The 21,359-nt window shown below is 66.7% G+C and carries 16 protein-coding genes and 1 riboswitch; of the genes, 8 read left to right on the top strand and 8 right to left on the bottom strand.

Annotated features, from left to right (window positions below; genetic code table 11):
• Nucleotides 1-117: 117 nt before the first annotated feature.
• The gene (locus tag J3U95_RS06405) at nt 118-2,613 is read left to right on the top strand and encodes a TonB-dependent receptor plug domain-containing protein (protein ID WP_208277802.1); all 2,496 of its coding nucleotides are present in this window, start codon (nt 118-120) and stop codon (nt 2,611-2,613) included.
• A gap of 2 nt (nt 2,614-2,615) precedes the next feature.
• Here the strand turns inward: J3U95_RS06405 and J3U95_RS06400 are convergent, their stop codons facing one another.
• The gene (locus J3U95_RS06400) at nt 2,616-3,512 is read right to left on the bottom strand and encodes a LysR family transcriptional regulator (RefSeq protein ID WP_208277801.1); all 897 of its coding nucleotides are present in this window, start codon (nt 3,510-3,512) and stop codon (nt 2,616-2,618) included.
• A 114-nt stretch (nt 3,513-3,626) separates the two neighbouring features.
• Here J3U95_RS06400 and J3U95_RS06395 point away from each other — a divergent pair, with 114 nt between their 5' ends.
• Complete coding sequence (locus J3U95_RS06395; protein ID WP_208277800.1) at nt 3,627-4,832, top strand: MFS transporter; 1,206 nt, start codon at nt 3,627-3,629, stop codon at nt 4,830-4,832.
• 20 nt (nt 4,833-4,852) lie between these two features.
• Entirely contained in the window at nt 4,853-5,653 is an 801-nt protein-coding gene (gene dkgB, locus J3U95_RS06390; RefSeq protein ID WP_208277799.1) for a 2,5-didehydrogluconate reductase DkgB, read from the top strand.
• On the opposite strand, the gene J3U95_RS06385 is transcribed toward dkgB, so the two are convergent.
• Entirely contained in the window at nt 5,654-6,361 is a 708-nt protein-coding gene (locus tag J3U95_RS06385; protein WP_208277798.1) for a glutathione S-transferase, read from the bottom strand.
• 292 nt (nt 6,362-6,653) lie between these two features.
• Between J3U95_RS06385 and J3U95_RS06380 the strand changes: the two genes are divergently transcribed.
• Both J3U95_RS06380 and J3U95_RS06375 read left to right on the top strand, forming a co-directional pair.
• A complete protein-coding gene (locus J3U95_RS06380) occupies nt 6,654-7,547 on the top strand; it encodes a DUF535 family protein (protein ID WP_208277797.1) in 894 nt (297 codons plus the stop codon).
• Between the two features lie 61 nt (nt 7,548-7,608).
• Nucleotides 7,609-7,706: riboswitch (TPP riboswitch) on the top strand.
• Nucleotides 7,707-7,790: 84 nt separating this feature from the next.
• Nucleotides 7,791-9,917 (top strand): TonB-dependent siderophore receptor, encoded by a 2,127-nt coding sequence (locus J3U95_RS06375; protein WP_208277796.1) that lies wholly within the window; start codon nt 7,791-7,793, stop codon nt 9,915-9,917.
• A gap of 48 nt (nt 9,918-9,965) precedes the next feature.
• On the opposite strand, the gene J3U95_RS06370 is transcribed toward J3U95_RS06375, so the two are convergent.
• Nucleotides 9,966-10,934 carry an HDOD domain-containing protein gene (locus J3U95_RS06370; RefSeq protein ID WP_208277795.1) on the bottom strand — a complete coding sequence of 323 codons (969 nt, stop codon included), beginning with the start codon at nt 10,932-10,934 and terminating at the stop codon, nt 9,966-9,968.
• 299 nt (nt 10,935-11,233) lie between these two features.
• Here J3U95_RS06370 and J3U95_RS06365 point away from each other — a divergent pair, with 299 nt between their 5' ends.
• Together J3U95_RS06365 and J3U95_RS06360 are read left to right on the top strand one after the other, a co-directional pair.
• A complete protein-coding gene (locus J3U95_RS06365; RefSeq protein WP_208277794.1) occupies nt 11,234-13,495 on the top strand; it encodes a TonB-dependent receptor domain-containing protein in 2,262 nt (753 codons plus the stop codon).
• A 21-nt stretch (nt 13,496-13,516) separates the two neighbouring features.
• Complete coding sequence (locus J3U95_RS06360; RefSeq protein WP_208277793.1) at nt 13,517-14,656, top strand: hemin-degrading factor; 1,140 nt, start codon at nt 13,517-13,519, stop codon at nt 14,654-14,656.
• Between the two features lie 3 nt (nt 14,657-14,659).
• On the opposite strand, the gene J3U95_RS06355 is transcribed toward J3U95_RS06360, so the two are convergent.
• From J3U95_RS06355 to J3U95_RS06345, 3 genes are all read right to left on the bottom strand, one after another.
• Nucleotides 14,660-15,178, bottom strand: coding sequence for an AAA family ATPase (locus J3U95_RS06355; RefSeq protein ID WP_208277792.1), 519 nt, complete (start codon nt 15,176-15,178; stop codon nt 14,660-14,662).
• Complete coding sequence (gene pnuC, locus J3U95_RS06350; protein ID WP_208277791.1) at nt 15,175-15,777, bottom strand: nicotinamide riboside transporter PnuC; 603 nt, start codon at nt 15,775-15,777, stop codon at nt 15,175-15,177. The genes J3U95_RS06355 and pnuC overlap by 4 nt, the downstream gene beginning before the upstream one ends.
• Before the next feature lie 127 nt (nt 15,778-15,904).
• Nucleotides 15,905-18,043, bottom strand: a complete 2,139-nt coding sequence (locus tag J3U95_RS06345) for a S46 family peptidase (RefSeq protein ID WP_208277790.1) — start codon at nt 18,041-18,043, stop codon at nt 15,905-15,907.
• A gap of 158 nt (nt 18,044-18,201) precedes the next feature.
• Here J3U95_RS06345 and J3U95_RS06340 point away from each other — a divergent pair, with 158 nt between their 5' ends.
• Nucleotides 18,202-19,503, top strand: a complete 1,302-nt coding sequence (locus J3U95_RS06340; RefSeq protein WP_208277789.1) for a GGDEF domain-containing protein — start codon at nt 18,202-18,204, stop codon at nt 19,501-19,503.
• On the opposite strand, the gene J3U95_RS06335 is transcribed toward J3U95_RS06340, so the two are convergent.
• Complete coding sequence (locus J3U95_RS06335; RefSeq protein ID WP_208277788.1) at nt 19,496-20,308, bottom strand: EcsC family protein; 813 nt, start codon at nt 20,306-20,308, stop codon at nt 19,496-19,498. The two genes, J3U95_RS06340 and J3U95_RS06335, sit on opposite strands and share 8 nt — an antisense overlap.
• A 40-nt stretch (nt 20,309-20,348) precedes the next feature.
• Nucleotides 20,349-21,314: an HDOD domain-containing protein gene (locus J3U95_RS06330; RefSeq protein ID WP_208277787.1), complete on the bottom strand. Its 966-nt coding sequence runs from the start codon at nt 21,312-21,314 to the stop codon at nt 20,349-20,351.
• Nucleotides 21,315-21,359 lie beyond the last annotated feature (45 nt).

Raw genomic sequence — 21,359 nt, 5'->3', positions numbered from 1 at the left:
ATTACCGCGGATTTAACGAATTGACACCATGAATGGTGCTGCGCAGTATGGACCGGAGGCAACCGCCTCGCCCTTTCCCAGGACCACCGCCGTAGAACAAAAAAAGGAATCAGCACCATGCAGAAAGCCAGGACGGAAAAAACAGCACTAGCCCTCGCCATCGCCGCGCTGTGCGCGAGCGTCGCCCACGCCCAGGATGCCGCGCCCCAGGCAGAGACGGCCGTCGACGCCGCCACGGTCGTGGTCACCGGCACCCGCGTTGCCAACCGCACCGCGCTCGACACCGCCGCGCCGATCGACATCATCTCGTCCGACACCCTCAAGAATGCCGGCAGCACCGAGATGAACCAGGCGCTGTCGATGGCCCTGCCCTCGCTGAACTTTCCCCGGCCTTCGCTGACCGACGGCACCGACACCATCCGTCCCGCCACCCTGCGCGGCATGGCGCCCGACCAGACCCTGGTGCTGATCAATTCCAAGCGCCGTCACGCCTCGTCGCTGGTCAACGTCAACGGCTCGATCGGCCGCGGTTCGGCGGCGGTCGACCTCAACACGATCCCGACCGCGATCGTGAAATCGGTCGAAGTGCTGCGCGACGGCGCGGCGGCGCAATACGGCTCCGACGCCATCTCGGGCGTGGTCAATATGCGCCTGCGCACCGACCGCGATGGCGGCGAAGCGAGCGTCACCTATGGCGCGCGCAAGTCCGAATACGATCTGTGGAACGACGCCGTCCCTGCTGGCGGCACCTGGAGCGGCCCGGATTCGCGCAAGCGCACCGACGGCCAGACCGCCACCGTCAGCCTGTGGAAGGGCCTGGCCCTGGGCGAATCGGGCTTCCTGACCATCGCCGCCGAATACCGCGACCAGAACCGCACCGAGCGTGGCGGCTATGACATGCGCCAGCAGTACCCACGGGTCAACGGCGCTTTCGACCCGCGCGAGAACACGATCAACCGCTTCAACGCCTGGACCGGCGAGCCGGACCTCGACCAGGCCACGCTGTTCGCCAACGCCGGCAACGACCTGGGCGGCGGCGTCAAGGTCTACGGCTGGGCGAGCTACCAGGACCGCGACGCCACCTCGTCCGGCTACTTCCGCCCGCCGCAGGATGCGCGCAACGTCCTGTCGATCTATCCGGACGGCTTCCTGCCGCTGATCTCCCCCACCGTCAAGGACTTCTCGATGACGGGCGGCGTGACCTGGACCGCCGGCCAGTGGGACATGGACGCCTCGCTCGGCTACGGCAAGAACAAGATGGAATACACGATCGAGAACACCCTGAACCGCTCGCTGGGCGCCAGCAGCAAGACCGAGTTCTATGCCGGCGGTTATTCCTACGACCAGGCCGTGTTCAACCTGACCGGCGTGCGCAGCATCGAGCTGGCATCGCTGTCGTCGCCGCTGAACGTAGCGGTGGGCGTGGAGGCGCGCCGCGAAGGCTATGAGCTGTTCGCCGGCGAAGAGCAGTCGTGGAGCTATGGCGGCGAGGTGCTGCCCAACGGGACGCCGGCCGCGCCGGGCGCCCAGGTGTTCCCGGGCTTCCGCCCGGCCAACGAGGTCGACGCCCACCGCAACGCGGTCGGCGCCTTCATCGATCTCGAAGCGAACGTCACGCCCGAGCTCCTCGCCTCGGCCGCGGTGCGCGCCGAAAAATATTCCGACTTCGGCAACAGCGTGGCCGGCAAGCTTGCGCTGCGCTACGACTTCAACAAGGCGTTCGCGCTGCGCGGCGCGATCCAGAACGGCTTCCGCGCGCCGTCGCCGCAGCAGCAGCACTTCACCGCCACCTCGACCAACTTCATCAACGGCGTCCCCTACGAGATCACGACCTTCAAGCCATCCGACCCGGTGGCGGTGGCCCTTGGCGCCAAGCCGCTCGACGCCGAGGAATCGGTCAACGCCTCGCTCGGCGCGGTGCTGCGCCTGGGTGGCGTGAGCGTGACGGTCGACGCCTACCGCATCGACATCGACGACCGCATCATCCTGTCCGAGAACCTCACGCAGGCCAATGTGCGCGACTACATCGCCAGCCAGGGCTTCATCGGCGTTGGCGGCGGGCGCTTCTTCATCAACGGCGTCGACACCACGACCAAGGGCGTGGACGTGGTGATCAACTGGGCGCACAACGCCGGCGCGGCGGGCCGCTTCGACTTCACGCTCGCCGGCAACTTCACCGACACCGAAGTGACCAAGGTGCCGGTGACCGAGCAGTTGTCGAACCTGAGCCCTGCCCCGATCCTGTTCGACCGCGTCAACGTGCTGTCGCTCGAGAAGGGTCAGCCGAAGAACAAGATCAGCGCCAACGTCAACTGGAAGCTGGGCCCGTGGGGCGCGACCCTGCGCGCCACGCGCTATGGCGAGGTGCTGTCGCCGGGCACCACGGCGGCCTTCGACTTCGAGCTTGGCGCCAAGACCGTGGTCGACCTGGAGGGACGCTTCGCCGTCACGCCGAAGCTGACCTTGGCCCTGGGCGCGGACAACGTCTTCGACCAGTACCCGGAAACGCTGCCGCCGGCGCTCAACACCACGGGCAATACACCGTTCTCGACCTACGCGCCGTTCGGGCGTTCGGGCCGGTATATCTACGGGCGCGCGACCTACGCCTTCTGATCTTACCGTTCCAGCACCTCGCCCAGCCTGCGGGCGAGGAAATCCACCAGCGCCGCCACCCGCGGCGCCAGCGCGCCCTGCTTGTAGAACACGGCCCACACGGGCTGGGTCCACGGCAGGGTGTGCTCTTCCAGCACCGGCACCAGCCGCCCGGCCGCCAGGTCGGAGCGCACCAGGAATTCTCCCATCGAGCCGATGCCCGCCCCGTGCAAGACCAGGTGGCGCACCGTCTCGCCGCTCGAGGCCAGCACCTGCGGCGTGACGGTCCAGCCCTCGCCGCCGGCATGCAGCAGCGGCCAGGTATTGAGCGAGGCCGGCGCCGTGAAGCCGACGGTGCGGTGCAGCGCCAGCTCGGCCGGCTCGCGCGGCACGCCGTATTTTTCGATATAGCCGGGCGCCGCCACCACCCTTAGCTTGCCGGTGCCCAGGCGCCGCGCATTGAGCGTCGAATCGGGCAGCGCGCCGATGCGGATCGCCAGGTCGGCGCGCTCCTCGATCAGGTCGACATAGGTTTCACCGCTGGTCAGTTCCAGCTGGACCAGCGGATAGGCTTCCAGGAAATCGGGCAGCAGCGGCGCCAGCAGGTGGTCGAAGGCCGGGGTCGAGGCATTCACCCGCACCAGCCCCGAGGGCTGCGAACGGCGCGCCTGCGCCTCGGCCTCGGTATTGGCCAGGTCGCGCAGGATGGCGCGGGCGCGTTCGAGCAGCCAGGCGCCTTCCTCGGTCAGCTGCAGGCGCCGCGTCGTGCGGCGCATCAGCGTCATGCCGAGGCCGTCCTCGAGCCGCGAAATGGTGCGCGAGACCCCGGACGGGGTTTGCCCCAGGCGCTCGGCGGCGGCCGAGAAGGAGCCGGAATCTATGACCGCAACAAATACAATCAAGGCATCCACATCGATCATTGTTGACTCCAGCTCAAAAGTCCATTGTACAGCGGCCTATTTTTCCTTGCATTCGGGCACGGCACACTGCATGCCTGGCTCAACCCCGCCACACCAAACAACAAGGAGAATCGCATGCCACTCGCACTCTGGGCGCTTACCTTGAGCGCCTTCGCCATCGGGACGACCGAATTCGTGATCGTCGGCCTGATCCCCACCATCGCCGCCAGCCTGGGCGTATCGGTGCCCTCGGCCGGCCTGCTGGTCAGCCTGTACGCGCTGGGCGTCGCCGTCGGCGCGCCGGTGCTCACCGCCCTTACCGGCAAAGTGCCGCGCAAGCACCTGCTGCTCGGCCTCATGGTCCTGTTCACCCTCGGTAACCTGGTGGCCTGGATGGCGCCGAACTACGAAGCGCTGATGGCTGCGCGCGTCGTCACGGGCCTCGCGCACGGCGTGTTCTTCTCGATCGGTTCGACCATCGCCACCAGCCTGGTGCCGAAAGAAAAAGCCGCCAGCGCCATCGCGCTGATGTTCACGGGTCTCACCGTGGCCCTGGTCACCGGCGTGCCACTCGGGACCTTCATCGGCCAGCACTTCGGCTGGCAGGCCACCTTCCTGGCCGTGTCGCTGCTGGGCGTGATCGCCGTGATCGGCAGCGCCATCCTGGTGCCGTCGGATATCGCGGGCAGCACACCATCGAGCCTGCTGACCCAGCTCGCGGTGCTCAAGAAACCGCGCCTGCTGCTGGTGTACGCCATGACCACGCTCGGCTACGGCGGCAGCTTCATCGCCTTCACTTACCTGGCGCCGGTGCTGCAGGAAGTCTCGGGCTTCGCGGCGTCGACCGTCAGCCTGGTGATGCTGGTGTACGGCGTCTCGGTCGCGGCCGGGAATATCTGGGGCGGCAGGCTGGCCGACCGCCACGGTCCGGTGCCCGCGCTGCAGATCGTGTTCGCCCTGCTGGCCGTGGTGCTGCTGGCACTGACCTTCACCGCGCCGAGTAAACCGCTCGTCTTGATCACGGTGCTGGCCTGGGGCGCGGTCGCCTTCGGCAACGTGCCCGGCCTGCAAGTCTATGTGGTGCAGCGCGCCGAACGCGATGCGCCGCAGGCGGTGGACGTCGCCTCGGGCCTGAACATCGCCGCCTTCAACGTCGGCATCGCCCTTGGCGCCTGGGGCGGCGGCCTGATCGTCGCCCACCTCGGCCTGATGGCCACGCCATGGATCGGCGCCCTGGTCGTCGTCGGCGCCCTGCTGCTCACGACCCTGGCCGGCTGGCTCGACCGACGCGAAGGCGTGCCGGCCAAGGCGGCCGTGCGCAGCGCCGTCGTCACCCATTAACTCATTTCAAAGGACACATCATGAACATGCCACAACTGGGCCTCGGCACCTTCCGCCTGCAAGGGCAAGCCGCGATCGACTCGGTCGCCACGGGGCTGGAACTGGGCTACCGCCACGTCGATACCGCACAGATCTATGGCAATGAAGCCGAGGTCGGCCAGGCGCTGGCCGCATCCAGCGTGGCGCGCCGCGAAGTCTACCTGACCACCAAGATCTGGACCGAGCACCTGGCCGCCGACAAACTGGCCGCCAGCCTGAAGGACAGCCTGCGCAAGCTGAACGTCGAGCAGGTCGACCTGACGCTGATCCACTGGCCCTCGCCCGGCGCCGCCGTCCCTGTAGCCGAATCGATGCAGGCCCTGCTGGCGGCGCGCGACGCCGGTCTCACCGGCGCGATCGGCATCTCGAACTTCCCGGTGGCCCTGATGCGCGAGGCGATAGCCGCCGTCGGCGCGGACAATATCGCCACCAACCAGGTCGAGCTGCATCCCTATCTGCAGAACCGCGCCGTGGCGGACTTCGCGCGCGCTGCCGGCATCCACGTTACCGCCTACATGCCGCTGGCCTATGGCAAGGTGATGAGCGATCCCGTGATCGGCGAGATCGCGCGCCGCCACGGGGCCACGCCGGCCCAGGTGACCCTGGCCTGGCTGCTGGCCAAGGGCTATGCCGTGATCCCGTCGTCGACCAGACGCGAGAACCTGGCCGGCAACCTGCGGGCGCTGGAGCTCGTGCCAAGCCGGGAGGACAGCGCCGCCATCGATGCGCTCGACCATGGCGGGCGCCTGGTCAGTCCCGACTTCGCCCCGGCCTGGGATTGATTACTGATCGAGCTCGGGATAGCGGCGGAAGATGCCTTCTTCATTGAACGGGATGCGCCGTTCGGACGCCAGGTAGGCGGCGATATTGGGCCGCGCGGCCACGCGGTCGCGCAGGCCGGTGAGTTCCGGATGCTCCTGCTCGATCTTCTTCATCGCATTCGGGAAGGCATAGCGCAGGCCTTCGATGACCTGGAACAGCGACAGGTCGGCGTACGTCACCTTGTCGCCCGTGAGGTAGTCGCGCGGCTCGGGGTTGGACAGCAGGCGCGCGAAATAGGCCATGAACTTGGGGATGCGCGACTCGACGAAGTCGGCCGAACGGCGCAGCGCCTCGGGTTTCTGGTCTTCGTAGTACAGCGCGGACGCGATCGGGTGATGGGTGTCGTGGGCCTCGGTCACCAGGTCGGCGATGGTCAGCTGCAGCTGGTGCACCCACAGGCGGCCCGGGTCGGTGCGCGGCGCCAGTCCGTGCTGCTCGCCCAGGTAGAGCAGGATGTTGGCCACCTGGCCGATCACCAGCTCCCCCGCCTTCAGGAACGGCGGCGCGAAGGCCGGATACTCCTCGACGTCGAGCGCCGCCATCAAGAGGTCTACGCCGCCCTCGCGGCGCGCCACGTCGACATAGTCGGCGCCCGCTTCTTCCAACGCCAGGCGGACGAATTCGCCGCGTCCCTGGATGCTCGGCCAATAGAACAGTTCATACGCCATCTGCTTCCTCCATTGCTGGTTGGTTCCGGCGCATTATCGATGATGAATGAAGAAGCGTGGCGCGCCGCAAACATGGTAGTCTTGTCGTGCATGCCTAAAAACAACCATAAGTCAACACGTCCAGAGAGAGCCCCATGACAGATCACGCCCGCCTTGGTTCCCAAGCACTATTTGCACTTCGTCCGGGCACGAGTTAGCAATTCGGCACATAATTGCAGAACGGAATTATTTCTTGTCATTGCCGGGCATGGCCCGGCAAGACAAAGACCTTTTACGCCGAATGGAGCGCTCGATGATCTTCGCTCGACTCACCCAACGCTGGCATGCGCTGCGCTACTGGCGCGAGCACCAGTCCCTGTCCCGTCTCAAGCTGGTGCGCCGCCTCGAAAACACGCCCGCCGACGACCTGTTCCGCCAAGTGAGCGGCCGCGACTACCTGGCCCGCGGCATGAAAGTACGCGAGCGCATGCGCTGCGTACTGGCCCATTATCGCTTCGAAGAGGCGACCTTCAACGCCGCCTACCGGCAGGCCGCGCACCACGGCGGCTTGGTGTTGTGGCAGCATGAGGATGAAAGTGGCAGTTTCATCATGCGGCTCGAGCACGCGCCCCGCATCGACCCGGAAGGCGAGCTGACGCTGTCCCTGGTCGTCGACGGCGCGGTGCTGCACCGTCTTTCCTGGACCTGGGTCGAAGGCGCGGTGGTGGGCGTCGACCTGCCGGTGGTTCCCTTCGTCACCCGCAACGCCGGCCTGTGGCGCGATGCCGGCGGCGCCTTCGAGGCCTTCGAGCGCGTCTTCCCGAACAATTCGCCGAGCTTCTTCTGCTTTGCCGCCCTGCAGGGCGCGGCGCAGGCGCTGGGCTTCGACCGGGTGGTCGCGGTGCGCGGCAGCGCGCACGTGGCCTATGAAGCGGCGCAAGACAAGGCCTTCGAGAACGCCTACGACGGCTTCTGGCGCATCCTGGGCGGCGCCGAGCTGGACGCGCGCAGCTTCCTGGTCCCGCTGCCCTTCTACCTCAAGCCATTGCAAGACATGCCATCGAAGCACCGCAAGCGCGCGGCTCAGCGGCGCGAACACTGGCGCGCCATCGGCGACGCGGCCCGCGCCGCGCTGCTGCGCCATGTGGTGACGCCGGCCGCCACCGAGCCCACGGCGGTCGAGGCGCCGTCCACCGCGAAAGCCTGAGCGGCGCCAATCAAACTGTCTTGACAGATTCACCACGGCCGCCCGGGGCCGTGATACACTCGCGATTCGCTAGGGGTCCTGGAACGTTGTTCCGGGTGAGAGATACCCTTCGTACCTGATCTGGATAATGCCAGCGAAGGAAAGCGCAAAGCAGCACCCCCATTCGTTTGCCCTTCCCCCACGTTGGCTCCGGCTTTGATAATAAAAGCGGCGCGCCACGTAGCGCGCGAAAACGAGCAAACCATGACATTCATCTCGAAGCATACCGTCCTCGCCTGCGCCATCGTGCAGGCGTTTTCCCTGTCGTCCCAGGCCTACGCACAAGAGCCTGCGTCCGTCGTCGTCACCGGCAGCAAGTGGATCGCCCTCGACCGCGCCAGCGTCGGCGGCTTCTCCGACGTGCCGCTGCTGGAGTCCCCGGCCTCGATCACCTCGATCAGCCAGAGCCAGATGCAGGACCTGTCGATCCGCAGCGCCACCGACGCCGCGCGCTACGACGCCTCGATCGGCGACGCCTACAATGCGATCGGCTACGCCGAGCAGTTCTCGATCCGCGGCTTCGCGCTCGACAACGCCACAAGCTACCGCAAGGACATGATCGCGATCTCGGGCGACACGCAAATCCCGCTCGAGAACAAGGAACGCATCGAGGTCTTGCGCGGCCTGGCCGGCCTGCAGGCCGGCGTCGCGGCGCCGGGCGGGATGATCAACTTCGTCACCAAGCGCCCGACCAGCGCGCCGCTGCGCCAGGCCACGGTGGAGGTGCGCGAGCGCGGCACCGTGTACGGCGCGGTCGACCTGGGGGGCCGGTTCGAGGACCGCCGCTTCGGCTACCGCATCAACGCCGCAGCCGAAGACCTGAAGTCCTACGTGCGCGGCGCCGACGGCGAGCGCCAGTTCGTATCGGCCGCCTTCGACTGGCAGATCACGCCGGACGCGCTGTTCCAGATCGACCTCGACCACCAGCACAAGTCGCAGGTCACGGCGCCGGGCTACCAGCTGATCCGCAATGAAGCGCTGCCGGCCGGGATCTCGGCCAAGACCCTGCTCAACGACCAGCCGTGGACCAAGCCGGTCGATACCGACAGCAGCAATCTCGGCCTGCGTTTCGAGTACCGCATCAGCGACGCGTGGAACGCCACCGTCAGCGCCAACAAGCACTGGTTCAAGCGCGACGACTTCACCGCCTTCCCCTACGGCTGCAGCAACGAGGGCGACGGCTACTATCCGGGCTACTGCTCGAACGGCGACTACGACGTCTACGACTTCCAGAGCACGGGCGAGCGCAAGACGCCGTGGGGCCTGCAGGCGATGCTGCAGGGCCGCTTCGACACCGGCGCGGTGCGCCACGCATTGACCGTCGGCGGCTCGTATGCGGAGCGCCACGACAGCTTCGGCGAATACGTCTACGACTACGTCGGTTCCAGCAATATCTGGAACCCGGCCATCGTGCCGCCGGTGTCCAGCGACCGCGTGACCGGCCCCGTGATGGAACGCCGCAGTACCGAAGAGCGCTCGCTGTTCGTGCAGGACGTGATGACCTTGTCGCCCGAATTCACCTTGCACGCCGGCGTGCGCTACGTGAAGCTCAAGCTCGACGCGCTGGAAGAAATCGAAGGCGGCTGGGTGCACACGAAGGATTCGTTCGCGCTGCCGAACGTGGCGCTGGTGTACGCGCCGGCGCGCGACTGGCGCGTGTACGGCTCGATCAGCCACGGCCTGCAGTACGGCGGCATCGCGCCGATGGAAACCACCAACCAGAACACCGCCCTGCCGCCGAGCCGCTCGAAGCAGCTGGAGTTCGGCGTCAAGCGCAACGTCAACGAGCAGCTGGCGCTGTCGGGCGCCCTGTTCGAGATCCGCCAGGGCCTGGAATACACGAACGCCGCCAACACCTTCGTGCGCGCCGGCGAGCAGACCCACCGCGGCGTCGAGCTGTCGGCGATGGGCCGCGCCACGCCCGACCTGAACTACAGCCTGTCGCTGATGGCGCTCGACACCGACCAGAAGGACACCGGCGACGCGTCGACCGAAGGCAAACGCGTGACCAATGTGCCGGAGCTGCGCACCACCGCCTGGGTCGAGTACGCGGTGCCGCAAGTGGCGGGCCTGAAGCTCGACGCACAGTGGCAGTATTCGGGCAACAAGGTGTTCGATCCGGCCAATCGCGTGAAGGTCCCGGGGTATCACGTGGCAGGGTTTGGCGCATCCTACCTGCTGCGCGCGGGTGGGTTGAACACGATCATCCGCGCGCGGGTGGACAATGCCTTCGACAAGTTCTACTGGCGTGATGTGACGCAGTCGCTGGGCGGGTATTTGCTGCCGGGGGCGCCGCGCACGTTCAGGTTGTCGGCGCAGATCGACTTCTAAGCATTCACTCGTTTTGCCTGCCACGCGCGCCGTGGCAGGCTTCATGCATCAATCCGACAAATCCACCAGCTTGCCCAGGCACCGCCGCTGGAAGCCATTGAGCCCGCGGGTAATGAGCTCATCATCATCCTCGATCACCTCGGCATCGAGCAGCAGCCGCAGCTTGGCGATGCGGTCGCCCTGGTCCAGCGCCTGCGCCAGGTGCGAGCCATCCGCTTCGCCGGCCTGCTCGATCGCCTCGACCACCTCGGGCGGAAAGTCCCAGTGGTTGGCGATCACCGACGACAGCTGGCGGCTGGCCGCGAACAGCGCGACGCCGAATTCGCTGGAACCGGGCACCTTGCCTTCGCAGATGCGGTCGGCCACCTGGAATGCGACCTGCAGTCCCAGATTCTGCATCAGGCCGGCCAGGTAGGATTCGAACACGCCGGCCGACAGGCCCGGCGCCATCACGCTGGCGGCGAACGCGCAGCGTTCGGAATGCTTCCACACATTCGGCGCCACCTGGCGCGCCACGCCCTGGACCTTGACCCGCACCAGCGGCCGGAACGCGATGCGCGCCAGCAGCATGCGCAAGCCGTTCAGGCCGAGCATCGTCACCGCGCCCTCCAGGGTCTCGATCGGCGTCACGGGCCGGTAGTAGGCGCTGTTGGCTTCGCGGATCACTTCGGCCACCAGCACCAGGTCGCGCCCGACCTGGGCCGACAGCGCGCCGGTCGAGATGTTTTCGTCGGACAGCGCGGTGAGCAGTTGCGACACCAGTTCGGGGATGCGCGGCACCAGGCCGGACGCGCAGACCGGGTCGGCCGCCAGCGAACGCACTTCGGCCAGGATCTGCGCTTCCTGCTCGGGTTGGGCGTTGAAGCCACTGGACGCGGTAAGCCAGCGATAGAAAGTGGCGTGGACGTCGTTCGCCATGTCTTCGTCGTGTTCGATCGTCGCGGTCGCGCCGGCGCCTGCCGAGGCTTCCGTCTCTTTATCTGAACCGCCCAAAAAGCGTCCTAGCCAGTTTTTCATAGCGCCCCGCCGTACGTTCGAAATCCAATGATTGTAATGCCTTCTAGAAACAAATAGTCATGAGGGGGTAAAGATTTATTGTTCGTAACGACATCGAACCGCGATTCGCATCAGCGCCCTCTGCGTCCGGTCAAGAAATCGTCGTCAAAAAGTCGAAGCGGACTGTTGCAAATGATAATGATTATCATTTAGTATACATCGGAAATGAGAATCATTCTCATTGATAGGCTCGCTCGAGCACGCTTGCCTGCGCATGCGTGCCGGGCCGAGCATGTGCAACCCCTCTTGACTGGACCACCATGGCAGCAACCCTTCCCGGCCTGCGACGACTCCCTGCCCTGTTCGCCTGCGCCTTCGCCACCCAGGCGATCGCCTTTGATGCGCCCGCCGCGCCCGACGCAACCTCCCCGCTCGACCCCATCGTCATCACCGGCCAGCGCCTCGACAAGGCCGGCACCGTGACCGTGCTCGATGCCGCCGCCCTCACCCGCCAGGGCGTGACCGATATGCAGAACATCGCGCGCTATGCGCCGCTGGTCAGCGTGCCGGGCGCCGCCAGCGGCAGCGGCAACGTCTGGGACGGCGCCGGCAATACCGGCTTCAATATCCGCGGCGTCGAGGGCAACCGGGTGGGCCTGGACCTGGATGGCATCGAGCTGCCCGAGGCCGCGCCGAAGCCCGACGCCTCGACCCTGAACGGCTTCGGCGTCGGCCGCGACTACTTCGATCCCGAGACCTTCCGCTCGGTGACCATCGGGTCCGGCACCGCGCCGGCCGGCGCCGGCGCCCAGGGCCTGGGCGGCAACGTCTCCTTCGTCACCAAGGCGCCGGAGGACTACGTCAGCGAGGCCCGCCCCACCTACGCAGAGTACAAGTTCGGATCGAACCGCGCCAACGACATGCGCATGCATGCGCTGACCGGCGCCGCGCAATCCGGCGCGCTCAAGGCGCTGGCAGTGCTGGTGCACCGCGACGGCAAGGAACTCGACTCGCTGGGGACCGCCCCGCTCAACCCGGACGACTGGGATTCGGATGCGCTGCTGGCCAAGCTGTCCTGGACGCCGTGGGCCGGACACCGCTTCACCGCCACGATCGATGCCTTCCGCGCAGACCACGCTCGCGCCTACGACAACAAGCAGGGCGCGCTGTATCCCGAAGGCGCGAACCAGGCCGGCAGCACCAGGCGCGACCGCTTCAGCATCGATCACCTATATCAGGCAGCCGGCGCCTGGTTCGATACGCTCGAGAGCCGCCTCTATATCCAGGACAGCGAAGTCGAAGACATCACCACCGCCCGTTACATCACGGGCGGCCAGCCGGTGCTGCGCCATATCGCGACCAGCTTCAACAACCGCAGCGTGGGCTTCGCCAGCAACGCCAGCAAGCAGTTGGGCAGCAACGACCTGGCGTATGGCATCAGCGTCGAACAGACCGACACCGAGCGTCCATGGCGCGAGGAGCGGCTTGTCGTCAACACCGGCGCCCAGCAGGTCACCAACAAGAACCGGATGGCCGACATGCAGTCGCTGCGCTTCTCCGCATTCGCGCGCGCCGAAGTCGCCCTGTCGACCTGGGCCAGCGTCACGCCCGGCCTGCGCTACAACTGGCGCGAACTCAAGCCGAACAGCACCGCCAACTACGCGATCGGGATCCCCAATGCCAGCCGCGAACTGAAAAAGGAAACGGACAGCTATCTCACGCCCAGCCTTACCCTGACCGCGCAGGTTGCACCCAGCCTGGAGACCTATCTTCAGTACAGCCGCGGCACGCGCCTGCCGACCTCCGCCGAACGCACCGGCACCTACGATTCGCTCAGCTACACCGGCACCGGCAACGCCTACGCCGTGATCGGCAACCCGAACCTGGACAAGGAAACCAGCAACGCCTTCGAGCTGGGCCTGAAGGGCGCCGTGGTGCGTGGGCTACGCCTGCATGCCGCCGTGTTCAACACCCGCTACAAGAACCTGATCGAATACGCATCGCAGCCGGCCGACCCGGTCAACTATCCGAACATCACCTTTGGCCTGTTCCGCCCCGAGAACATCGGCACCGCACGCACCTGGGGCGGCGAGCTGACGCTCGACGCCGACCTGGGCCAATGGAACCAGTCGCTCAGGGGCGGCAAGCTGACCCTGGCCAGCGGCGTCCAGCGCAGCAAGGCGACGAACACCCGCACCGGCCTGGAAAGCGACCTGGCGTCGACGCTGCCAAAGAAAATGAGCCTGATCGCGGCCTGGGACGATCCGGCCCAGCGCGGCGGCATCGCCTTCGCCGCGGTCCACACCCGCGCCAAGCAGGCCGAACGCGACGTGATCGGCGGCGTGAACACAACCTTCTTTGCGATCCCGTCAAGCACGGTGATGGACCTGACCGGATACTGGAACATCAACGAGCACGCGTCAATCACGGCCGGCGTCTACAACCTGGCCGACAAGAAGTACTGGGACTATGCCTCGTCGCGCAGCCTGCCGGCCGCCACCACGGCCATCACCGCGGCCGACATCGAACGCCAGGCGCGTCCGGGACGCTATGCCGCCTTCACCCTCAAGCTGGTCTATTAAACGAACAAGGAGAACAACCTCATGAAATTCACCCGCCACCTCCTGGCCGCAGCCATCGCCCTGGCCTTGATCCCGGCGCAAGCCACCCCGCAACTGGCGCAGCAGTGGGCCGAGCTGAAAGCCAAGCAACCGCGCCTGCAGACGCGCGACGCCGCGCGCCAGCTGAAGGTATCCGAAGCCGAACTGCTCGCCACAGGCATCGGCAATACCGTGGTGCGCCTAAAGGAGACCGACCATGCGCCGCGCGAGATCATGCGCCGCGCCCTCGACCTTGGCAAGGTGATGGCGCTCACCCGCAACGAGAACGGCGTGATCGAGACCACCGGCACCGCCATGCGCATCCCGAAGCAGGCCGAGAAAGGCAGCGCCGACGAGGCCGAACGCGAGGCGCGCAACCTGAACATCGCCGGCGGCTACCTGGGCGGCCCGATCGACCTGCGCTTCCAGTTCGCCAAATGGAAGTACGCCTTCGCCGTGACCCAGCCCGGCCGCGACGGCGCCGTCAACCGCAGCCTGCAATTCTTCGACGCCAGCGGCAACGCCGTGCATAAGCTCTACCTGCGCGACGATGCCAACGTTCCGGTCTTCGACAAGCTGGTGGCCGACTTCCGCCACCCGAGCCAGGACGCGCAGCTGGACGTCAAGCCGGCCGCGCCGAAACCCGCCGAAAAACCCGACAGCGCGATCGACGTCAAGGAATTCCAGACCGCCTGGCAAGAGATGACCGACGTCCACCAGTTCAACCGCATCGTCTCGGAGTTCGGCCTGACGCGCGAACAGGCGCTGCGCCTGGCCCCAGCCGGCGTGGTGCAGAAAGTCGCGCCGCAGGCGGTGCGCAAGCTGCTCGAGGACGCGGCGAAGGACGGGGTCGCGATCATGGCCTTCCTCGGCAATGGCGCGCTGACCCAGATCTACAGCGGCAAGGTGAACAAGGTGATGGCGGCCGAAGGCTGGTTCAACGTGCTCGATCCGGACTTCAACCTGCACCTGCGCGACAGCGCGTTCAGGAGCGGCTATGTGGTGCGCCGCGCCGGCGTCACCTCGGTCGAGTTCTTCGACGACCAGGGTGAGCTGGTGGTGACCTTCTTCGGCGTGCGCGAGCGCGGCAAGCCGCAGCCGCAGTCGTGGCTCGACCTGGCGGCGGGCCTGCCGAAGGCCTGAACTTCAGACCTGGCCGAGCAGCCCCTGAACCTGCCGCATCCGGTGCGGCAGGTCGCCGGCCAGCAAGGTGTAGGCGATGCCGCGCGCGGCCAGCGTCTCCACCAGCATCCGGTGCACCATCTGGCGCACCTCTTCCGATTCGCGCTGCAGGCCGTCCGGCTCCCACGGGGTATCGGGCGCGGTGACGAAGGTCCAGGCGTAGTCGTGGCGCGCGTCCAGCAGCGCCAGCTGCGCATCCACCCTTCCCCAATACACGCGGCTGTACAGCGCCGTCATCAGCGGCGTGGTGTCGCAGAACAGGAAGCGGGCCGCTTCCCCCGCCGCGGCATCCTCGCGCGCGCGCTGGGTCAGCGCGATGCCATACTGGTCTTTCTCGTACGGCACCCTTCCCAGTGTATCGACGAATTCGCGCAGGTATTCGGGTACCCACAGCGTGCCGTAATGGCGCGCCAGGGCTTCGGACAAGGTCGACTTGCCTGACGACTCGGCGCCCAGGATGGCGATCCGCTGCACCGCGCTCATGATGCCTTGCGCGCCAGCGCGGACCAGGTGCGCAGGCCGGCAATCGCCAGCAGCACGAACACGCCATACAGCACGGCGGTCAGCACCAGGCCCTTGTACAGGTAGAGGCCGACGTACAGGATGTCGACCGCGATCCACACATGCCAGTTCTCGACCTTCTTCTTCGCCAGCAGCAGCTGGCCGACCAGGCTGCCGGCGGTCAGGAAGCCGTCCGCATGCGGCACGTCGGTGTCGGTGAAGTTGTCGAGGAAAGTCGACAGCAGCACGAAGAGCGCCAGCCAGGCCGCCAGCGACCAGGCGCGCCCGCTAGGCTTCAGGAAGGTGGGCACAAGGGGCGCCGCACTGGCGCCCGCGGCGCCGTGCAGCCACTGGTACCAGCCCCAGACCGAAGCCGCGATGAACACGAACTGCAGCCCCATGTCGCCGTACAGGCGCGCGTCGTAGAACACCACCGCATAGGTCGCGGACGAGGCGATCGAGAACAGCCAGGCCCAGTGGTTCTGGCGGATGTTGAGCACGACGGTGGTGACGGCCAGCAGGAAGGAGATCAGTTCCAGCGGCGAGGTCGTGAGGCCGGCGAGGATGAGGGGTTCGTTCATTCTAGTTGGCAGAAGAACCGTCGTCCCCGCGCAGGCGGGAACCCAAGTGCTCTCGGCGCAGTCGCAGCGCTTGCAAACTTGGGCTCCCGCCTCCGCGGGAACGACGTGCAGAGGATGGTGTCCGAAATTACTTCTTCGGATACTTGATCGTCATTTCCTTGAGCAGGTTGTCGGCATGGTCGACTTCCTTCATCACCCACAGCATGTAGCGGATGTCGACGTGGATCGCGCGCGTGATGGCGGTGTCGAAGTACCAGTCCTTGGTGATCGACTCATAGGTCGAGTCGAAGTTCAGGCCGATCAGTTCGCCCTTCCCGTTCATCACGGCCGACCCGGAGTTGCCGCCGGTGGTGTCGGCGCTCGACAGGAAGTTGACCGGCACCGTGCCCAGCGCCCGGTCCTTGAACACGCCGTAGCGCTTGCCCTGGATCGCTTCCTTGAGCGGGGCCGGCACGATGAACGGATCCTTGCCGGTCTCCTTCTCCAGGATGCCTTCGACGGTGGTGAACGGCCCCTTGACCAGGCCGTCGCGCGGCGAGAATGGCGACACGGTGCCGTAGGTCACGCGCAGGGTCGAGTTGGCGTCCGGGTAGACCGGCTTGCCCTGCGATTTCTTCCACGCGATCACGGCCGCCATGTATTGCGGGATCACGCGTTCCAGGTTGCCGTCGATCTCGTTGCGGCGCTCTTCCAGCGCCATGCCGGCGTCGTGCAGGCGCACCGCGAGCGCGATGAACGGATCGTTCGACTTGCGGAAGGAGTCGACGTCCTTGCCGATCCATGCCAGGCGCGTGGCGGTGTCCGACAGCTGGCTGGCTTTATACATGCCAGCCAGCGCATCCTGCGCCGGCAGCAGCGCGTCCACGCCTTGCGGGCGAACCTTGGCGTCGATGCCGGCGTAGCGCGCCAGGGCCGCGGCGTAGCGCGCCTGGTCGACGCCAGGCACGAACGACTGCTCCAGGCGGGTCAGGCGCGCCTTGATGAAGCCGAGGTCGCGTTCCTGGTAGCCGCTCTCGCGCTCGGCGTCCGGTTTCTGGCGCTCCAGCGCCAGGCGGTACAGGGTTCGCGCACTCTTGAGCAGGTCGCTGTGGGTCGCTTCGAGCCAGGCGGCTTCCTGGCGCTGCAGCGCCATGTCCTCGGCGATCACCGCGTCCAGTTCGGACAGCAGGCCGGCGTTGCCATCCGCATGCGACTTCTGCCAGGCGCGGAACTCGGCGTCCTGCACGTCCTTGATGGCGGCGATGTCCTTGCGCGCGAAGCCGTCCAGCAGGCCCTTGGTCTTCTTGAGCACGTTGTTCAGGCCCTTGTCGACGCTCGCATAAGCCACGTTCCAGGCCGGATTGCCCTGGGTCGCGGCGGCGATCACCGACAGGTCGGCGGTGATGGTCGCGGCCTTGGCCGGCAGGTCGACGTCGCGCGCGAAGCGGATCTCGCTCGGCAGCTTGTAGCGGCTGGTGCGGCCCGGGTAGCCGGCCAGCAGGATAGGATCGCCGTTCTTCAGGCCCTCGCTTGATACGACCAGGAAATCCTTCGACTTGTAGGGCACGTTGTCGGGCGACGGGTCGGCCGGACGGCCATCCTTGCCGACGTAGGCGCGGTAGAAGGCGTAGTCGCCCACGTGGCGCGGCCACTCGTAGTTGTCGATGTCGCCACCATAGTTGCCGATGCGGTCGGACGGCGCGTACACCAGGCGCACGTCGCGGATCATCAGCTGCTTGATGCGGTAGTACTCCAGGCCGCGGTGGAAGGCCGGCACCGAGCAGCGCGTCGACTTGTCGGTTTCGCACTCGGCCACCAGGGTCTTGATGCGCGACTGGACCAGCGCATGGCGCTCGCTGCCCGACATGGCGGGAGTGAGGCCCTGGAGCACGCGCCCGGTCACGTTCTCGACCTTCTCGGTCACGTACACCAGCGTGTTCGGGCCGCCCGGCAGTTCGTCGGCGCGGGTCTTGGCCAGGAAGCCGTCGACGATGTAGTTCTTCTCGGGCGTGGCGTTGCGCTGGATGGCGCCATAGGCGCAGTGGTGGTTGGTCACCACCAGGCCGTCGGGCGACACGAAGGACGCCGAGCAGCCGCCCAGCGAGACGATGGCGCTCATCGGATGCTTGCCCAGGTCGGCCAGCTTCTCGGCCGGCATGGTGATGCCGATGCGTTTCAGTTCGGATTTCAGTTGCGGCAGCTGGTGCGGTTGCCACTGGCCTTCGTCGGCGAAGGCGGCGCTCGCCGCGCCCAGCAGGGCGACGGGGAGGACGATCGATTTGAACAAGGGAGGATCCTGAGATGAAAAAAGCAATGCGCGAGTATAGCCCCGTTGTGTCATGGCCGTGTGGTTTTCTCGGGTATTGACGACGGTTCCGGCGGCGTCAACATCGCGTCATACTGGCGTGGCAAGATGTCACATTATGCAGAAAAAGGCAGGCAGACATGAGCACCGAGGCCCCCTTGTACCGTCACCAGGTCCTCTTCCTCTCCCAGAGCTTCTTCATCAAGGACAACCGCGCCGAACTGCTGCTGCACGCGCACAAATACGATTTTGACATCGCATTCTTCAGCGAAGTCGCCGAATTCACCGCCGCCGTCGCGGCCGGCCGCAGCGGCAGCCTGTTCGTGATCGACCTCGACGCCCTGCACAATATGCAGGCCGACCTGCACGACAGCCGCAAGACACTGATGCTGGGCGAGCTGCTCGAACGGCTGCCGCGCGAGCATTCGTATGTCTATCTGCAATCCGGCCGCCAGGGCAGCCGCTTCCTGCTCCAGCAGCGCCTGGTGGACAGCAACTGCCTGGCATATGCCGAAAAGCCGATCGCCAACGACGTCCTGGTCGACAAGCTGTTCAACCTGTTCGTCCGCACCGGGCGCGGCGACCCGGTGTCGCTGGTCTACCTCGGCGCGCCGGACGGCCTGGATGCGAGGGCGCTGCAGGCGCAGCGGGTCGAGGTCGTCCACCACCCGGACGCGACCACGCTGCACCTGCGCGTCAAAGAGCTGCAGCCTGATATGGTCGTGATTCTTGATGACGAGTACCGGCGCCTGGACGCGCTGGCGCGGGTCATGAAGAAGAACATCGAGGCCGATCCCGTGCGCGAGATCGTGCTGCTGCAGCGCCGCCCCGACGACGCGCTGGCGCGGCGCGCGCTCGGCGACGGCTTCGACACCGTCCTGCAGGCCACCGCCGGCCTGGTCGAGGCCCAGCTGGCCAACCGCGCGGCCAGGATCCGCGTCAGCAAGGACCTGATCGGCAAGGACCGCGCCACGGGCCTGCTGAACAAGGTCGGCCTGCAGCGCAAGACGCAAGACCTGATCCGGCAAGCCACGCTCGAGGACAAGCCGCTCGCCTTCGGCGTGATCGACATCGACAAGTTCAAGACCATCAACGACACCTGGGGCCACCACTTCGGCGACATCGTCATCAAGCGATTGTGCCTGTGCCTGGCGCCGCAGATGGGCGAGCGCGACCTGCTGGCGCGCTTCGGCGGCGAGGAATTCGTGCTGGTGTTCTGGGATTGCACGCTCGACGCGGCCTGGCGCCGGCTCGATGCGCTGCGCCAGGCCTTCGGCGCGGTCGAGTTCCAGGTCGCGCCGGGCGAGACGCGGCGTTTTTCGTTCAGCGGTGGCCTGGCCGCCTTCCCCGAGCATCGCAGCGAGAACGCGCTGTTCCTGCGGGCGGATGCGATGCTGTATACCGCCAAGGAGAGCGGGCGTAACCGGATTTGCCCTACGTGAGCAACCCAGCTGGCTCGTCGGCCAGGACGATCGCCTCGTACTGCCGGCGCACCGCTTCCTCGCCATACAGGCGCTCCAGTCGCCGCACCGCGAAGTGGCCGCGGCTCATGTTCTGGAAATGGTCGACGAACAGCAGGTTGATCGTCGCGCCGCCCACGGCGCCCAGGGCCGGCACCAGCATCGCGGCCGCCTTCTGGGTCACGTGCACCTGGAAGCGCGCCGCCACCGTGGCGATCAGGCGCAGCAAGGCCGGCGTCGTGGCGGCGTTCACCGACTTCGCCGCCAGCGCCTGGGCGGCTTCGCTCACCGCCCGCGCCAGCGCGATGCGCATCGCGAAATAGCCCGAATCGGCGGCGTCGTCACCTCCGCTCGGTCCGCCCATGGCCAGCACGCGCAGGCATTCCAGCCGGGTCTCGACATCTTGCGGACGTTCGCCATTGGCGCGCGCGATCTCGGCGATCGAGCGCAGCATGATGACGGTGGACAGCGGCAGGTCGACCAGGAGGCCAGGCAGGCCAAACACGCCGCCCACGCCGCCCGACACGCTCGCCGCGAACTTATGCAGGCGCGGATACGATGCCTCCTTGCCGCCGTCGGGCAGCGTGGACAACGCTCCCGTCAGCGCATATTGCAGCGCATGCTCGGTGGCTCCGCCCACCTTCTTTTGCCACGGCGCCGGCAGGCGCTCGATGGCGGCCTCGATCGGCGAGCCGACCAGGTTGCTGATGCGCGCTGCCAGGCCGGGGTTCTCCAGCAGGCGCTTGGCCTCGTGCAGCTCGGCCAGGTGTTCGGCGTTCATCTTCATGGCAGTCTCCTCTCGAAAAAAGGCGATGCAATGCGGCACTTCAGCCAGGCAAATCGGTCAGCTTGCCCAGGCAGCGGCGCTCGAAACTGTCCAGGCCTTCGGTGACGAGCGCATCGTCTTCCAGCACCACGTGGGCGTCGAGCAGCAGCCGCAGCTTGGCGATCCGGTCGCCGCGTTCGAGCGTCTGCGCCAACGGCGACGCATCCGGCTGGCCGACGCCGGCGATCGCTTCCACCACGTCGGGCGGGAATTCCCAGTGGGCGGCAATGGTCGACGACAGGCCGCGGCTGACGTCGAACAGGCGCCGGCCGAACTCGCTGGAGCCGGGAATCTTGCCATTCTCGACAGCCCGCTCCGCCAGGCGGAAGGCCACCACCAGCCCCAGGTTCTGCATCAGCCCAGCCAAATAGGCTTCGAACACGCCGGCGCCCAGGCCCGGCGCCATCAGGCTCGAGGCCAGTGCGCACTTCTCGGACTGGTTCCAGACCAGCGGCGCCGCCTGCCGCGCAAAACCCTGGTCGGCCATTTTGATCAGGGGCCGGAAGGCGATCCGGGCCAGCAGCATGCGCAGGCCGTTCTGGCCGATCATCATCAGGGCGGCATCGAGCGACTTCACCGCCTGCAGCGGCCGGTAATAGGCGCTGTTGGCCTCGCGGATCACCTCGGCCACCAGCACCAGGTCCTGCTCGACCTGCCGCGCCAGGTCTCCGGTCGAGACGTCGTCGTCGGCCAGGTCGCGCAGCAGCTTCGGGATCAGCTCGGGGATGCGCGGCACCAGGCCGCTGGCGGCCAGCGGGTCGGCCGCCAGCGTGCGCACCAGGTCGAGGATGTGTTCCTCGACCTCGGCGCCGGCCTGATAGCCGCCGGATGCGGTCAGCCAGCGGTAATAGGCGGCGTCGACCTGGATGCCATGGTCGTCTCCCAACTCGTCCGCCTGCGGGGTGGCGCCGGCGGCGTCAGGCGCCTTGTCGGCGCCGCTCAACATGCGATTAATCCAGTTTTTCATGGCGTATGCCTGACTATCGATAATCGCAGCATTGTAATGCCTGGC

The sequence above is a fragment of the Massilia oculi genome, from assembly GCF_017582745.1.
Classification (GTDB): Bacteria; Pseudomonadota; Gammaproteobacteria; order Burkholderiales; family Burkholderiaceae_D; genus Telluria; species Telluria oculi_A.
Note: the sequence above shows the minus strand (reverse complement) of the source record. Positions and strands in the feature narration are given on the sequence as shown.

Bases quoted from the DNA above. Each gene is read 5' to 3' on its own strand.
- J3U95_RS06405 (WP_208277802.1), top strand. From the start codon at position 118: ATGCAGAAAGCCAGGACGGAAAAAACAGCACTAGCCCTCGCCATCGCC.
- J3U95_RS06400 (WP_208277801.1), bottom strand. From the start codon at position 3,512: ATGATCGATGTGGATGCCTTGATTGTATTTGTTGCGGTCATAGATTCC.
- J3U95_RS06395 (WP_208277800.1), top strand. From the start codon at position 3,627: ATGCCACTCGCACTCTGGGCGCTTACCTTGAGCGCCTTCGCCATCGGG.
- dkgB (WP_208277799.1), top strand. From the start codon at position 4,853: ATGAACATGCCACAACTGGGCCTCGGCACCTTCCGCCTGCAAGGGCAA.
- J3U95_RS06385 (WP_208277798.1), bottom strand. From the start codon at position 6,361: ATGGCGTATGAACTGTTCTATTGGCCGAGCATCCAGGGACGCGGCGAA.
- J3U95_RS06380 (WP_208277797.1), top strand. From the start codon at position 6,654: ATGATCTTCGCTCGACTCACCCAACGCTGGCATGCGCTGCGCTACTGG.
- J3U95_RS06375 (WP_208277796.1), top strand. From the start codon at position 7,791: ATGACATTCATCTCGAAGCATACCGTCCTCGCCTGCGCCATCGTGCAG.
- J3U95_RS06370 (WP_208277795.1), bottom strand. From the start codon at position 10,934: ATGAAAAACTGGCTAGGACGCTTTTTGGGCGGTTCAGATAAAGAGACG.
- J3U95_RS06365 (WP_208277794.1), top strand. From the start codon at position 11,234: ATGGCAGCAACCCTTCCCGGCCTGCGACGACTCCCTGCCCTGTTCGCC.
- J3U95_RS06360 (WP_208277793.1), top strand. From the start codon at position 13,517: ATGAAATTCACCCGCCACCTCCTGGCCGCAGCCATCGCCCTGGCCTTG.
- J3U95_RS06355 (WP_208277792.1), bottom strand. From the start codon at position 15,178: ATGAGCGCGGTGCAGCGGATCGCCATCCTGGGCGCCGAGTCGTCAGGC.
- pnuC (WP_208277791.1), bottom strand. From the start codon at position 15,777: ATGAACGAACCCCTCATCCTCGCCGGCCTCACGACCTCGCCGCTGGAA.
- J3U95_RS06340 (WP_208277789.1), top strand. From the start codon at position 18,202: ATGAGCACCGAGGCCCCCTTGTACCGTCACCAGGTCCTCTTCCTCTCC.
- J3U95_RS06335 (WP_208277788.1), bottom strand. From the start codon at position 20,308: ATGAAGATGAACGCCGAACACCTGGCCGAGCTGCACGAGGCCAAGCGC.
- J3U95_RS06330 (WP_208277787.1), bottom strand. From the start codon at position 21,314: ATGAAAAACTGGATTAATCGCATGTTGAGCGGCGCCGACAAGGCGCCT.